The sequence below is a fragment of the Stutzerimonas stutzeri genome (assembly GCF_018138085.1).
In the GTDB taxonomy this organism is placed as follows: domain Bacteria; phylum Pseudomonadota; class Gammaproteobacteria; order Pseudomonadales; family Pseudomonadaceae; genus Stutzerimonas; species Stutzerimonas stutzeri_AI.
Genome location: NZ_CP073105.1, coordinates 2194434 through 2208821, shown reverse-complemented (window position 1 = coordinate 2208821; position 14388 = coordinate 2194434). Strand labels below are relative to the sequence as shown.

General features: G+C 62.0%; 14 protein-coding genes. 7 read left to right on the top strand and 7 right to left on the bottom strand.

Going from position 1 to position 14388, the window contains the following annotated elements; all coding sequences use genetic code 11:
* Window positions 1-142: 142 nt before the first annotated feature.
* Together cysB and KCX70_RS10265 are read right to left on the bottom strand one after the other, a co-directional pair.
* The gene (cysB, locus tag KCX70_RS10270) at window positions 143-1117 is read right to left on the bottom strand and encodes an HTH-type transcriptional regulator CysB (RefSeq protein WP_212620102.1); all 975 of its coding nucleotides are present in this window, start codon (window positions 1115-1117) and stop codon (window positions 143-145) included.
* A gap of 322 nt (window positions 1118-1439) precedes the next feature.
* A complete protein-coding gene (locus tag KCX70_RS10265) occupies window positions 1440-2393 on the bottom strand; it encodes a putative 2-dehydropantoate 2-reductase (RefSeq protein WP_212620101.1) in 954 nt (317 codons plus the stop codon).
* 265 nt (window positions 2394-2658) lie between these two features.
* Between KCX70_RS10265 and KCX70_RS10260 the strand changes: the two genes are divergently transcribed.
* A complete protein-coding gene (locus KCX70_RS10260) occupies window positions 2659-3735 on the top strand; it encodes a 3-deoxy-7-phosphoheptulonate synthase (RefSeq protein ID WP_021207827.1) in 1077 nt (358 codons plus the stop codon).
* A gap of 44 nt (window positions 3736-3779) precedes the next feature.
* On the opposite strand, the gene KCX70_RS10255 is transcribed toward KCX70_RS10260, so the two are convergent.
* On the bottom strand, window positions 3780-4073 hold the full coding sequence (locus tag KCX70_RS10255; RefSeq protein ID WP_102846004.1) for a GNAT family N-acetyltransferase: 294 nt from the start codon (window positions 4071-4073) through the stop codon (window positions 3780-3782).
* Window positions 4074-4486: 413 nt separating this feature from the next.
* Here KCX70_RS10255 and KCX70_RS10250 point away from each other — a divergent pair, with 413 nt between their 5' ends.
* The gene (locus KCX70_RS10250) at window positions 4487-4741 is read left to right on the top strand and encodes an Lpp/OprI family alanine-zipper lipoprotein (protein WP_014853168.1); all 255 of its coding nucleotides are present in this window, start codon (window positions 4487-4489) and stop codon (window positions 4739-4741) included.
* Window positions 4742-4824: 83 nt separating this feature from the next.
* Here KCX70_RS10250 and KCX70_RS10245 read toward each other — a convergent pair whose 3' ends face one another.
* From KCX70_RS10245 to KCX70_RS10235, 3 genes are all read right to left on the bottom strand, one after another.
* Complete coding sequence (locus KCX70_RS10245) at window positions 4825-5787, bottom strand: L,D-transpeptidase family protein (RefSeq protein ID WP_212620100.1); 963 nt, start codon at window positions 5785-5787, stop codon at window positions 4825-4827.
* A gap of 67 nt (window positions 5788-5854) precedes the next feature.
* The gene (locus tag KCX70_RS10240; protein ID WP_021207831.1) at window positions 5855-6136 is read right to left on the bottom strand and encodes a hypothetical protein; all 282 of its coding nucleotides are present in this window, start codon (window positions 6134-6136) and stop codon (window positions 5855-5857) included.
* Between the two features lie 44 nt (window positions 6137-6180).
* Window positions 6181-6786, bottom strand: coding sequence for an arylesterase (locus tag KCX70_RS10235; RefSeq protein WP_212620099.1), 606 nt, complete (start codon window positions 6784-6786; stop codon window positions 6181-6183).
* A 10-nt stretch (window positions 6787-6796) separates the two neighbouring features.
* Here KCX70_RS10235 and KCX70_RS10230 point away from each other — a divergent pair, with 10 nt between their 5' ends.
* From KCX70_RS10230 to KCX70_RS10210, 5 genes are all read left to right on the top strand, one after another.
* Window positions 6797-7483, top strand: a complete 687-nt coding sequence (locus KCX70_RS10230) for an ABC transporter ATP-binding protein (protein ID WP_021207833.1) — start codon at window positions 6797-6799, stop codon at window positions 7481-7483.
* Window positions 7480-9981 carry an ABC transporter permease gene (locus KCX70_RS10225; RefSeq protein WP_212620098.1) on the top strand — a complete coding sequence of 834 codons (2502 nt, stop codon included), beginning with the start codon at window positions 7480-7482 and terminating at the stop codon, window positions 9979-9981. Before KCX70_RS10230 ends, KCX70_RS10225 begins: the two co-directional genes overlap by 4 nt.
* A 59-nt stretch (window positions 9982-10040) precedes the next feature.
* Window positions 10041-10538, top strand: coding sequence for a transcription elongation factor GreB (gene greB / locus KCX70_RS10220; protein WP_212620097.1), 498 nt, complete (start codon window positions 10041-10043; stop codon window positions 10536-10538).
* Window positions 10539-10840: 302 nt separating this feature from the next.
* Window positions 10841-11782 carry a triacylglycerol lipase gene (locus KCX70_RS10215; RefSeq protein ID WP_212620096.1) on the top strand — a complete coding sequence of 314 codons (942 nt, stop codon included), beginning with the start codon at window positions 10841-10843 and terminating at the stop codon, window positions 11780-11782.
* A gap of 43 nt (window positions 11783-11825) precedes the next feature.
* Window positions 11826-12857: a lipase secretion chaperone gene (locus KCX70_RS10210; protein ID WP_212620095.1), complete on the top strand. Its 1032-nt coding sequence runs from the start codon at window positions 11826-11828 to the stop codon at window positions 12855-12857.
* Window positions 12858-12861: 4 nt separating this feature from the next.
* On the opposite strand, the gene KCX70_RS10205 is transcribed toward KCX70_RS10210, so the two are convergent.
* The gene (locus tag KCX70_RS10205) at window positions 12862-14271 is read right to left on the bottom strand and encodes a transglycosylase SLT domain-containing protein (protein WP_212620094.1); all 1410 of its coding nucleotides are present in this window, start codon (window positions 14269-14271) and stop codon (window positions 12862-12864) included.
* Window positions 14272-14388: the final 117 nt, after the last annotated feature.

The window sequence follows — 14388 nt, the reverse complement described above, 5'->3', positions numbered from 1 at the left end:
TAAGCCAGGCACCCTGAGCTGGCTCTGCGAGTCAGCTCAGGGGCGCACCGTCAGTCATCCCGCAATGACAGGTTTCGCTCTAGCCGCCGCTGCGATGCCGGGCCGGATCGCAGCGAATTTACGCCGGCCAGGGCTCGCTGCGCTAAAAGGTCGGCAGCTCGACGTGCTCGAATAACTGGTCCAACTCGGCCTTGTTTCGGCATTGCACCGCCTTCTCGAGCATTTCCCGATCCAGATGCGGGGCGAATGTCTCGATGAAATCGCACATGAAACCGCGCAGAAAGGTTCCCCGGCGAAACCCGATCTTGGTGACGCTGGGCTCGAACAGCTCGCTGGCATCGAGCACCACCAAATCCGGATCGAGCTTGGCGTCGACCGCCATCCGCGCGACGATGCCCACTCCCAGCCCGAGACGCACATAGGTCTTGATGACGTCCGCATCCGCGGCGGTAAATACCACCTTCGGCGACAGCCCCTTGTGGCTGAAGGCCTCGTCGAGTTTCGAGCGACCAGTGAAGCCGAACACATAGGTCACGATAGGATGCTCGGCCAACGCCTCGAGCGTGAGCTTTTCGAGTTTCGCCAGCGCATGCCCCTGCGGCACGACCACACAGCGATTCCAGCGGTAGCACGGCATCATCACCAGATCGCCGAACAGCTCCAGGCCCTCGGTGGCAATCGCGAAGTCCACGGTACCGTCGGCGGCCATTTCCGCGATCTGTGTGGGCGTGCCCTGGTGCATATGCAGCGACACGTCCGGGTACTGCTTGATGAAGGCGCTGATGACCTGAGGCAGGGCATAGCGAGCTTGCGTATGGGTGGTGGCGATGCTCAAGGTGCCGCGCTTTTCGTTGGAGAATTCCTGAGCGATCTGTTTGATGCTTTCGCATTTGCGAAGAATTTCGCCGGCTGTGGTGATGATGCGTTCGCCAGCGGGAGTGACGCGAGTCAGATGCTTTCCGCTACGAGCAAAGACTTCCACTCCCAACTCGTCCTCGAGCAGCCGAATTTGCTTGCTGATGCCAGGTTGCGACGTGAACAGGCTCTGCGCTGTAGCCGAGACATTGAGGTCATGGTGCGCCACTTCCCAGATGTAACGCAGTTGCTGAAGCTTCATAGAGTTCCCTCAAAGGCCAATGGCGCCTGAACGCCACCACTTTTATAACTTCGTGCACCAGAACGTGGGAATTCTAGGCCATTTCCCTATGTACCGCTCGTCACGAATCCAGCGCCCGTCACCCCACTGCCACATTCGCGACGTAAAAAACAAGGCGCGCCCAAGGTACCCGTGCTTTGGCCAGCACAACGCCAAGCGAGCATGTGAATGCACGGTAAAAAGATGACGCGGCCCGTTTGAGCTTAGCACCCCGGAAACGAACAGTTATCGACTCGGGCGCTCATCCGGCAATCGGTTCGCCTCATGCACGCGTCCGCATGATCTAGCGGTTCGCCGCCTCCGAGATGAAACGCAGAGCCTGGTACAGCGCCTCGGTCTTGGGCATCGCAAACCCTGCATTTGCGGCAGCCGCCAACGGTGCGGCGTAGATCGCATCGAGCTCCATCGGACGGCGGTTCGCATGGTCGTGGTACATGCTCGGCAGATAATTGGGCATGTGATCGGTCGCCATCAGCATACGATCCACTAGCGCTTCCGGCAGCGGGTGGCCGCAAGCTGCCGCCGCACCCTGGCCTTCCAGCATGATCGACCTGATCAGGGCGCGGCTGTCCGGGTTGGCCATCATAGGTGCCGTTCCGGCATTCAACAGCACGGAAAGGCCGTTGTACGGCATGTTCCAGACCAATTTCTGCCAGCGCGCCTGGGCAAGATTGGTCGCCGCGTTGGCGTCGACGCCCGCGGCACGAAACATCGCCACGCTCTCTTCGACCAACGTCTGCTGTTGTTCCATGCCTGCTGCGGGGCCCGAGTGGTAGCCGATATTTATTCCCCCAAGCGCCTGATGCTCGACAATGCCGAGCGCGGAGCGGTGCGCGCAGATAAAACACAGGCCGCCAAACAGGTGAACGTCGTCGGGCAGCGATCGACGCAAATCCTCTTCGATGCCCAGGCCGTTCTGCAGCACCACGACCTTGGCATCGCTCCCCGCCGCCGTGGCGATCAGCGGCGCCAGCTCGGGATTACTGGTGCTCTTGGCACCCAGCAAAAGCCAATCGCACTTGGGCATGTCCGCCGCGCTGCGGTAGGCCTGTACCGCATCCAGATGCAACGGACCATGCACGGCGCTGTTCACCTGCAGCCCGTTCTGAATGACGGTCTCATACTCGCTGCGCAGCAAAAAATGCACGTCGTAACCCGCCCGCGCGAGCATGAGGCCGTAGAAGCCGCCGATAGCGCCAGTACCGATGATTCCGATTCGAGGTTTGGATGCGGTCATGCAAAAACTCCAGCCACAGGTCAGTGGAGCGCCGTTAGCCACGGGCGCGCTTGAATCGCCACCTTATCAGCGTCCCGGAGCAGCGCACAGCCGTCCCGTACGGGTGCCTCCGGCGCTCACTGCCATAGAGGCAGCAGTCCGACTTCAAGAGCATTGTCGAAGCAACGCAATACGCGATAAGGTTCCGCTTCCCCGCTGCGCCCTGAGCCCTTCCGCCGCACCGGGATGGCTGGCGGACGGCATCTGCGACCCTGACGAGAACACGATGGCTGATTTACCGATCGATGACCTTAACGTTTCCTCCAACGAGACACTCATCACTCCGGAACAGTTGAAGCGCGAAATACCGCTGACACCCACCGCACTGAAGACGGTTTCCGAAGGACGCCAGGTAGTACGCAACATCCTCGACGGCAAGGACCATCGACTGTTCGTGGTGATAGGCCCCTGCTCGATTCATGACCTCAAGGCGGCGCACGAATACGCCGAACGCCTCAAGGTACTGGCCGACAAGGTATCCGACAGCCTGTTCCTGATCATGCGGGTGTATTTCGAGAAGCCGCGTACCACGGTCGGTTGGAAAGGCCTGATCAACGACCCGTACATGGATGACTCGTTCAAGATCCAGGATGGCCTGCACATCGGACGCCAGCTGCTGCTCGACCTTGCCGAGATGGGCCTGCCGACCGCTACCGAAGCGCTGGACCCGATTTCTCCGCAGTACCTGCAGGATTTGATCAGTTGGTCGGCCATCGGCGCACGTACCACTGAATCCCAGACCCACCGCGAGATGGCGTCCGGCCTTTCCTCGGCAGTGGGTTTCAAGAACGGGACCGATGGCAGCCTGACGGTCGCCATCAATGCGCTTCAATCGGTGTCCAGCCCGCATCGCTTTCTCGGCATCAACCAGTCCGGCGGTGTGTCGATCGTCACCACCAAAGGCAATGCCTACGGTCATGTGGTACTGCGCGGCGGTAACGGCAAGCCGAACTATGACTCGGTCAGCGTCGCGGTGTGCGAACAGGAATTAAGCAAGGCCGGCATCGGCCTCAACATCATGGTCGATTGCAGTCACGCCAATTCCAACAAGGACCCGGCGTTGCAACCGCTGGTGATGGACAACGTGGCCAATCAGATCCTCGAAGGCAACAATTCGATCGTTGGGCTGATGGTGGAGAGCCACCTGGGTTGGGGCAACCAGCCAATTCCCAAGGATCTGGCTGACTTGCAGTACGGGGTTTCCATCACTGACGCCTGCATCGACTGGGGCGCCACCGAGAAGGCGATCCTTGGCATGCACGCTAAATTGAAAACCGTCCTGCCCAGCCGCGCTCGCGGCTGACGCAGATTCGAACCAGAGAAGACGCCGCCCAGGTCGGCGTTTTCCTATGGCTCGCGATCGATATCTTCTGCCGCATCACCTTGGCGCTCGATATACCACTCCACGTAAGAGCATGAAGGGATGACCGTGTAGCCTTCCCGCGCAGCGTAATCGAGAGCGTGCTGCGTCAGCACCGCGGCGACTCCGCGCCCACGAAGCGCATCGGGAACGAACGTCCGGTATATATCCAGGGTCTGCTTGCCCAAATCGACGTAAGCCAAATAGGCGCGATAGCCGTCCACGGTAGTTTCGAACTGGTGGCCCGTTCGATCATGGTGGACGGTTAGCTTGTCGATCATCTCGCCTCCTTTGCAGGCATGCCTGCCCTTTTTGATTGGAGGTGCGCACGATAGCCCGCACGATCCTATTGTTGTTAGTGGACGCTGCATGCTACCGCCATGTAAGACCTTGCTTCAATTGCTCTAAGCACAAGTACCGGGATCGGGCTTGATCGACATGACGTTCCTCTGTGCAAGCCCTGCCAAGTGCAACTTTTGGGGTACCGCGCCGGTCCATTTAACGAGTGCAACGGCCGCTTTGATTGTTTTTCAATCAACCTGGCTGTTCGGCACCCTGAAAAGAAATGAGCTGGCAGAAAAATTGTGGTAATGGCTGCTTGGCTCAGTTTACTTAGCGCAACATATAGGTAGTATGTGCGCGCCAACTTTCCATAACGGAAGTTGCCATGGATTTCATCCTTAAGGGGAACACGATGAACAACGTTCTGAAATTTTCTGCTCTGGCTTTCGCCGCAGTTCTGGCTACTGGTTGCAGCAACAGCATGACCAAAGAAAGCGAAGCCCGTCTGACTGCGACCGAAGACGCCGCTGCCCGTGCCCAGGCTCGTGCGGACGAAGCGTACAGCAAAGCCGACGAGGCTCTGCAGGCTGCTCAAAAGGCTCAGCAAACCGCTGACGAAGCCAACGAGCGTGCACTGCGTATGCTGGAACGCGCCAGCCGCAAGTAAGCTTCAGGCGAAAAAAAGCCGACCTCACGAGGTCGGCTTTTTTATGGGCGATCGGAACGCAGCGATTTGCCGACAGCAGAGTCTCAGAAAATCGGCTCCGCGTGATTGGCCAGGGATTGCCCCTGCTCGGCGATCTGGATCGGAAGGCCATCTTCGCCGGCAATGATTTCCCGCACCATCTCCCAATCCAGCTCCAGTACGCCAGCGGTTTCGTCACGCTTGAGCAGCGTATTGATCACCACCGCGTGCTTGTCCATGAGCGTCATGTGCTTGTCCTCGTCCTGCAAGGGCGTATGCGCCTCCAGATAGACCTTACCCTCGCTCACACCGAACTTGTAGGGTTCGTCGATGATACGCACCGGAGTCCCTACCTTGACCAGCCCCGAAAGCTCCAACACGTCGTGGTTGAGCATGCGAAAGCAGCCGTGACTGACGCGCATACCGATACCGAACTTCTTGTTGGAACCATGGATGAGATAGCCCGGTAGTGCCAGGTTTATCTTGTACGGACCAAGCGGGTTGTCCGGACCTGGCGGTACAACCTTGGGCAACGGATCGCCATCGGCCGCATGCTCGTCTCGAATCGACTGAGGTGGATACCAGGCCGGCTTGCTGGTCATCGCCGAAATACGGGTGTTGCCAACCGGCGAGCCCCACCCTTCCCGGCCGATGCCGAGCGGAAAGGTGTGCACCACCTTCTCACCTTTCGGGTAGTAATACAGGCGGTATTCGGCCAGGTTGATAACGATGCCTTCGCGCGGGCCCGGAGGAAGGATGTAACGCGTCGGCAGAATGATGTCCGTGCCTTCTCCCGGCAGCCAGGGATCCACGCCCGGGTTGGCCGCCACGAGTTCCAGATAGCCCAGATCATGCGCTTCGCCCAACGCCGCGAACGTGTCTTCGTACTTCGCCTTGATGACCTGGATCTGCCCGACCACGTCCTCGCCTTCTGGAGGCAGCGGCAGTTCCAGCGCCGTGGCCTGCCCAGCCAGCAACAGAGCAGCGAATGACATACAGGAGGCGACTGCAGACGCACGCGAAAGCATTGAGGGTTTCCTTGGGGATGATATTTGTGTGACCGGCATTGTACTCGAAGCGACGGCAGCCGCCGAGCTACCAGGCGCTTACGGCAGACGGAAGGCCTTTGCGTTGGGCACTGAGCGCATCACGACAGGCCGAACAGAGCCGCCGATCCTTGAGCATCGGCCGGTCCAGATCCTGCCAACGGGGGCGCGCCGGTAGGAAGCCACCGCAAAGCGTACGATCGACCTGTCCGTTCAATTCCAGTTGCCGCAGGGCCAGGTGCAGACGATTTTCGCGACACGCGAACAGGTCGAACTGCTCATCCGGCACAATGAGGCGATAGGCAAACAGGGTCCAGGCTGGGCGCGGCATTTGAGGCTCCGATCGAGGGGCGCGACAGTAGCCGCGCGCAAGCTTCAAAGCAAGGGCTCGAGCACCGGCCAGACGTTATCCAGCAAACGTTGCTGGGCACCCGCCGCAGGGTGGATGCGGTCGGATTGCATCATGCCTTCGACCCCGCCCACGCCCTCCAGAAAAAACGGTACGTACGGCAGGCTCTTTTCCTCGGCGAGGGCGTCATATACCTGAGCGAACGCCGTGGTGTATCGCTGCCCGAGATTAGGCGGCAGGCGCATGCCGAGCAACAGGACGCGAGCACCAGCCGCGCGCGATTGGTCGATCATCGCCGCGAGATTGTCTTTCAGCTGCGCTGGAGGCTGGCCACGCAGGCCGTCGTTACCACCGAGCTCCAGGATCACCACGCCGGGCTCATGCTCGTCGAGCAGAGCGGGCAGTCTGGCCAGCCCTCCGGCACTGGTATCGCCACTGATGGAAGCATTCACGACCTGCTGATCCAACCCTTCTGTATCAAGGCGTTGCTGGAGCATGTGCACCCACCCCTGGTTGGTTTCCAGGCCGAAAGCGGCGCTGATACTATCGCCGACCACCAGCACTGTTCCCGCCACGGCTCCCTGAGCCCAACACAGCAGCACCAACGCCCCACTTCGCAGCCAATTTCGCATCGGAACTCCCATGACGGTCAGAATTCTCTACGCACGGAACCTTAGCAAAGCGGTACCCAGCGCGGAAGGCGAGCTGGCCATCCTCGATGAAGTGTCGCTGAGCTTGAACAAGGGTGACAGCCTGGCGATTGTCGGCACGTCCGGGTCCGGCAAGTCGACGCTGCTCGGCCTGCTGGCTGGCCTGGATCTGCCCAGTTCAGGCGAGGTGCACCTGGCCGGCCACCAGCTCGGAGACCTGGATGAGGACCAGCGCGCGCGAGTGCGGGCCGAACATGTCGGTTTCGTCTTTCAATCGTTTCAGCTGCTGGACAGCCTCAACGCGCTGGAGAACGTCATGCTGCCCCTTGAGCTGCATGGCCAGCGTGACGCGCAGATGAAAGCCACCGAGCTGCTCCGGCGCGTGGGCCTTGGCGCTCGCCTGCATCATTATCCCAGGCAGTTGTCCGGCGGAGAACAGCAGCGTGTCGCGGTCGCTCGCGCGTTTGCCGCCGAACCCGAGGTGCTCTTCGCCGACGAACCCACCGGCAACCTCGACAGTCACACCGGCGCCAACATCATCGAATTGCTCTTCGAGCTGAACCGCGAGCGCGGCACCACCCTGGTGCTGGTTACCCATGACGAACGTCTGGCCCAGCGCTGCGAGCACCTGCTGCGACTCGAAGGCGGTCGTCAGCTCAGCGACGAGCAGACGCGATGAAGCGTGTGCCTGCCACGCGACTGGCTGCCCTGGCGCTGCGCCAGCTGCTCCGTGATGCACGCGGAGGTGAGCTGCGCATACTCTTCGCTGCGCTGCTGATCGCCGTCGCGTCGAGCACCGCCATCGGTTATTTCGGTGCCCGTCTGAATGACGCCATGCTGCTGCGCGCGAACGAATTCCTGGGGGCTGACCTGGTACTCACTGGCAGCGCGCCTGCCGCGTCCGAGCAGATCGAGGCCGGCACCGAGTTGCAGCTCGACCATGCCCGCGTGGTCGAATTTTCCAGCGTCGTGGCGACCGACGACAACCTGCAGCTAACCAGCGTCAAAGCGGCCGACGACCACTATCCACTGCGCGGAACCTTGCGCAGCGCCGCGGCGCCTTACCAACCCGAACAGCCCGGCGCGGGCCCGCGGCCAGGGGAAGCCTGGGCCGAAGCGCGTCTGTTCGCCGCGCTCGACCTGCGGATCGGCGATCAGATCGAGATCGGCAACAAGCAGCTGCAGTTGACCCGAGTACTGACTTACGAGCCCGATCGCGTGGGCGATTTCTACAGCCTGACGCCACGCGTGCTGATGCACCTCGACGATCTCGACGCCACCGGCGTGGTGCAACCCGGCAGCAGGGTTCGCTATCGCGAACTATGGCGCGGTTCGCCTGCGCATCTACAGGCCTACGAGAACGCAGTCAAACCCGAACTGCAGCCTCACCAGCGCATCGAAACCGCCAAAGACGGTAATCGCCAGATCGGCGGCGCACTGTCGCGTGCCGAGCGCTATCTCAATCTGGCCAGCCTGGCCGCCGTGCTGCTGGCGGGCGTCGCGGTAGCGCTTTCGGCTTCACGTTTTGCCGCTCGCCGCTTCGACGCAAGCGCCCTGCTGCGCTGCCTGGGGCTGTCACGACGCGAGACGCTGGCGCTTTATGGCTTGCAGCTTGGCTACCTGGGGGTAGCGGCCAGCGTGGCGGGGGCTTTACTGGGCTGGACGGCGCAACATGGCCTGTTTTTCCTTCTCCGCGATCTGGTGGTCGGCGAGGTTCCGCCCGCCACGCTCTGGCCAGCCCTTGCGGGCATTGCCACAGGCCTGGTCGCGCTAGCCGGTTTCGCTTTGCCACCGTTGGCCGCGCTGGGTCGCGTGCCGCCATTGCGGGTGCTGCGCCGAGACATCCTGCCGGTCCCGCCGAGCACCTGGCTGGTCTACGGCGCGGCGGTGGCTGCCCTGGGCCTGATCATGTGGCGCCTGAGTCTGGATCTGAAAATCACCCTGGCGTTGCTCGGTGGCGGCCTGCTGGCCACGGTCATTCTGGGCGGATTGCTGTTGCTGGCATTGCGGGCGCTGCGCCGCTCGCTTTCGGGAGCGTCGCTGAGCTGGCGCCTTGGCCTCGGACAGCTGCTCCGTCATCCGTTGGCGGCTGCCGGTCAGGCCCTGGCCTTTGGCCTGATATTGCTGGCCATGGCCTTGATCGCCCTGCTGCGCGGTGAACTGCTCGATACCTGGCAGAACCAGTTACCGGATGATGCGCCCAACCACTTCGTGCTCAACGTGCTGCCCAGCGACCGGGACGCGTTTGCGCAGCGCATCGAGACGCTGTCGGATCACGCCGCGCCGCTGTATCCGGTGGTACCGGGACGCCTGGTGGCAATCAACGGTGAGCCAGTTCGCCAGGTCGTCAGCAAGGACAGCCAGGGTGAACGGGCGACTCGCCGAGACCTGAGCCTGACCTGGGCTCGCGAGCTGCCGTCCGACAACCGCCTGACGGCCGGTCAATGGTGGAGCGGCAAACACCAGGAGCTGCCTGGCGTATCGGTTGAAGCCGAACTGGCGGACAGCCTCAAGATCGGCTTGGGCGACCGGCTCAGTTTCACGGTCGGCGGCCTCACGCGAGACGTCAGTGTGACAAGCCTGCGGGAGGTCAACTGGGACAGCTTTCAACCCAATTTCTACATGATTTTCGAACCGGAAACGCTGCAGGACCTGCCCAGCACCTACATGACCAGCTTTCACCTGCCCGCCGGCAAGGATCGTGAGTTGGTCCAGCTAGCCCGTGATTTTCCCGCAGCTACGATTCTCCAGGTCCAGGCTTTGCTCGATCAGTTGCGCAGCATCCTGGCGCAGGTTTCGTTGGCGGTCGAATACGTGCTGCTGTTCGTGCTCGCCGCTGGACTGGCCGTGCTGTTCGCCGGTCTGCAGGCGACCCTTGACGAGCGCATTCACCAAGGTGCACTGCTGCGGGCGCTGGGCGCCGAGCGCCGTCTGTTGCTCAAGGCCAGGCGCGCGGAGTTCGGTGTGCTCGGCGCCAGCAGCGGCCTGCTTGCCGCTCTCGGCTGCGAACTGGTCAGCGCCCTGCTGTATCACTTCGTCTTCGATTTGCGCTGGCAGCCACACCCCTGGCTGCTGGCGCTGCCATTGATCGGAGCGCTGCTGGTCGGCCTGGCCGGGATATTGGGGACACGCCGAGCCCTGAACGCCAGCCCGCTCAACGTGCTCCGTGAGAGCTGAGTGTAGAAACGAAAGCCAGTGCCTTTAGAATGCTTGCCCTTTTCTGACCGGAGTTGTCCATGAGCCGCTACCGCCCGCCCCGCCCTGCCGGCACGCCCCTGATCACTCCCGAGGGCGAAGCCCGACTGCGCGCAGAGTTGCACGAGCTCTGGCACGTCCGGCGTCCTCAGGTCACTCAGGCGGTCAGCGAGGCAGCCGCTCAAGGCGACCGCTCCGAAAACGCCGAGTACACCTATGGCAAGAAGATGCTGCGCGAGATCGATAGCCGGGTTCGCTTTCTCACCAAGCGCCTGGAGAAGCTCAAGGTCGTCAGTGACAAGCCAAGCGATCCGGGCAAGGTATATTTCGGCGCCTGGGTTACCGTCGAAGACGAAGACGGCGAGCAGGCTCGCTATCGCATTGTCGGGCCGGACGAACTGGACCTGCGCCAAGGCCTGATCAGCATCGACTCGCCGCTGGCCAGGGCGCTGGTGGGCAAGCCACTCGACGCGGAGGTGCAGGTGCAAACGCCCACCGGCTCGAAGTGCTGGTACATCGTGGCGATCGACTACTCGTGACCAGTCGGTTTCCAAATGACTGAATAGTCGATAAAATCCCCGAATACCGGCGATTCAGCTGGCAAATAGACGACATATAACTTTCCTACACATTCATCCGTTCCGCCTGGTAACAGCAGCGGCGTGAACGGCTTATAGCCAATTGCTATCGATCGAGCCGAAATCGGCGTACCAGAGCGCGGGAGGCCATACCCACCGTCAAATGGCACGATTGCTGCGCTTGTCGTGCGGCAGTACGCGCAGTGCGCGGTGAATGGCGAGGGATTGCCCAAAGCCCGATTCACCCAACGATGAGTGCATCCATGAATAAGAAGAAGACTCTGATCGCTCTATGCCTCGGCTCCGCCATGGCCATGTCCAGCCAGTTGCAAGCTGGCCTGTTCAGCTCGAGCAGCTATACCCAGACGCGTTACCCGATCGTCCTGACGCACGGCATGCTGGGCTTCGACAGCATTCTCGGCATCGATTACTGGTACGGCATACCGCACGCCTTGCGCCGCGACGGCGCGCAGGTCTACGTGACCGAAGTCAGCCAGCTCAATACCTCGGAACTTCGAGGCGAGGAGCTGCTGGAGCAAGTCGAAGAAATCGTCGCAATCAGCGGCAAGCCCAAGGTCAATCTGATTGGTCACAGCCACGGCGGTCCTACCGTGCGCTACGTGGCCGCCGTGCGCCCGGACCTGGTCGCCTCCGTCACCAGCGTCGGCGCCCCGCATAAAGGCTCGGACGTCGCCGACCTGATCCGCAGGATTCCGGAAGGCTCCGGCGGCGAAGCCATCGTCGCGGGTCTGGTCAATGGCATGGGCGCGCTGATCCATGCCTTGTCCGGCAGTCCGAGCACCGAACCGCAGAACGCGCTGGGCTCACTCGAATCGCTCAACAGCGAAGGCGCCGCACGTTTCAATGCCAAATATTCGCAGGGCATACCGACCAGCGATTGCGGCGAAGGCGCCTACAAGGTCAACGGCGTGCGCTACTACTCATGGAGCGGCACCAGCCCGCTCACCAACCCTCTGGACGTCAGCGACGCCATGCTTGGCGCGGGCTCGCTTGCATTCAACGGCGCGAACGACGGCCTGGTTGGGCGCTGCAGTTCTCATCTGGGCATGGTCATTCGGGACAACTATCGAATGAATCACCTGGACGAAGTCAACCAGGTGTTCGGACTGACCAGCCTGTTCGAAACCGATCCGCTGACGGTGTACCGGCAGCATGCCAACCGCCTGAAGAACGCGGGCCTCTAAGAACGGCCGGGGCCGCTGGCCCCGGCACTGGCAAGGATCACTCATGAAAAAGCTCGCCACGCTACCGCTGTTGGCCTTGGCCTTGGCCTTGGCCATCGGCGTCTCCCTGTACTGGCTCTTTCCGTCCGACGAGACGCAAGCGCATTCCCCGGCCCCATCCGCCCCGGCAACGGCCAAACAGCAGACTGCGACCCTGGCCCAGGCATCACCGCCAGCACCACCGACCGCAGCCGAGACGCTTCACCGACTACCACCATCGTTTGCCGGCACCCAGGTCGATGGCAGGCTTCGCGCTGACTCGCAGGGCAGACTGATCATCGAGCCCGACATCCGTCGCGTCTTCGACTACTTCCTGGCTTCGATCGGCGAAGAACCTATAGAGACCAGCGTCAATCGCCTGCGCCGTTATATCGAGGCACAGCTCTCGCAGCCCGCGAGAGGCCAGGCCTACCGTTTGCTGGGTCAGTATCTGGACTATAAGCGCCAACTCCTGGCGCTCGAACAGGCCCATACGCAGCAGGCCGACATCGGCGCCATGCGCGAGCGGCTGCGCGCCGTGAAGCAACTGCGCGCGGCGATATTCGATGAGCAGGCCAATGTCGCGTTCTTCGCACTCGAAGAAGCCGCCGACGATTTCACGCTGGAAAGACTGGCGATTCGCCTCGATCCAACGCTCGACGCCGCCGCCAAAGGGGCCGCGATGGATCGCTTGCAAAATGACCTGCCACCCGAACTGCGCGCCACGCTGGCGCCGCAACTGCAGAGTGAACTGCGCCAGCAGACCAGGGCGCTACAGGCTAACGGCGGCACCGCGACCGATCTGCGCCAGTTGCGCCAACTACTGGTTGGCAACGCCGCAACCACTCGGCTGGAAAAACTCGACGGAGCGCGACAGCAATGGCGAAACCGGATTGCCGTCTACCGCCAGGAGAAAGCGCGCATCGAAAACAGCCGAGGGCTTAGCGATGCGGACAAACGGGCAGCGATCGCTCGACTGGCCGCCGACCGCTTCGACGAGCACGAACGTCAACGCCTGCCTGCGGCCGAGGAGCTGCTCGCCAGACAGAGCGAATGAGCGCTCAGTTACCCGCGCTCTGCAACTCACCTTCCAGCAGATAGCGCTCCCGGGTGTAGGCCAGGTAGTACTTGTTGACTGCGTTGACATAGCTGACCACGCCCATGCCGACCGTGGACATGGCGACGCGCTCGACCTGAAAAAACCACTGATCCGGATTCAGGCCACGACGACGGGCCTCGGCCCGCATGCTTTGTACCCGCTGCGGCCCCAAGTTGTAGGCAGCCAGGACGAACGCCATACGTTCGCGTTCGTTCAACCGCGGACTGGCGAAATAACGACGGCGAAGGTTCGCCAGATACTTCGCGCTCGCCAGCACATTGTTATCCAGCTTGCCGATATCGCTCACGCCCATGCTCTGAGCAGTGGCGCGCGTCACCTGCATCAAGCCGGTCGCGCCGGACGCACCGCGAGCGGCCGGATTGAGCGTCGATTCCTTGAATGCCAGCGCCGCCAGATTGAGCCAGTCAATCTCCTCCTGCTGGGCGTGTCGCTGCAGCGTCGGCCGTACCTTTTCCAGACGCTGCCGCCCGACGCGGTCAAGCGGGTACTGCACCCGATAGAGCCGCCGATAGACCCGGACGAAGGCCGCATCCTGGTTCTCCGGCGCGCTGTAGCTCGCAAGAAAGCGATCGACGCTGGCGAGCAGCATGCTGGCCTCTTTTCGCAGGTACCAGTGCATGTCCGCGGTCTTGCCGAGCACGAGGCCGGTTTCGATACGCAGCTTGGGCAGTACCTTTGCCCAGCGTTCGGCAATCGTCTGCTCGACGACGGTCGCCGGATAGATGCCCGCCTGGACCATTTCCAGCACGTCTTCGACCGCCAAGGTCGGGTCGACCCACTCGACGACGATCGGCGCTCGCCCGGCCTGCATCAGCTGCCGATTGATCTGCTCCAACGCAGGCCCGGCCGCGCTGCCGGCCGGCAAGGCCAGACTACGTCCGGACAATTGTTCATAGTTCGTATAGCGACGGGCGCCTTGCCGGCTGACGAGCACCAGCGGGACGCTGTTGACAACGGCCCGGCTACGGCTGGTGCGCCCCGCGAGTTGCTGGCTCATGAGCTCGCCGGGCGCCACCAGGTCCCCCTGGCCCCTTTGCAGCGCACCGAGCAACTGGTCCTTGGCCTTCGGGATGATTTCCAGCGTCAGCTGCGGCCCTTTCGAGCTGCGATTGAGAAACTGCTCGAATGCACGCAGCCGCACATACTCGACGCCGATGGCCTCGCCCTTGATCTCCCCCGAGCTGTTACGGCTTTGGTTGACCAGCACGCGCAGCACACCGCTACGGCGAATCTCGGCCAGATCGCGTACCTTATCAGATGGCTGCCAGGCAGGTGGGCCCATGACACGCGCGGCAACCGGCAAGGGTGTCAGCACCCACAGACATAACAGCAGTGACAGTAGCCGGATCATCACAACGTATCGACTCGATTGGACAGCACGCAACGCGGCCATCCAGCCACAGGGTGGCGAAGATTCTCACAAGCGGCACCCCCGCCGCCAGCATGAGCTACTATCCAGCTTTAGGTT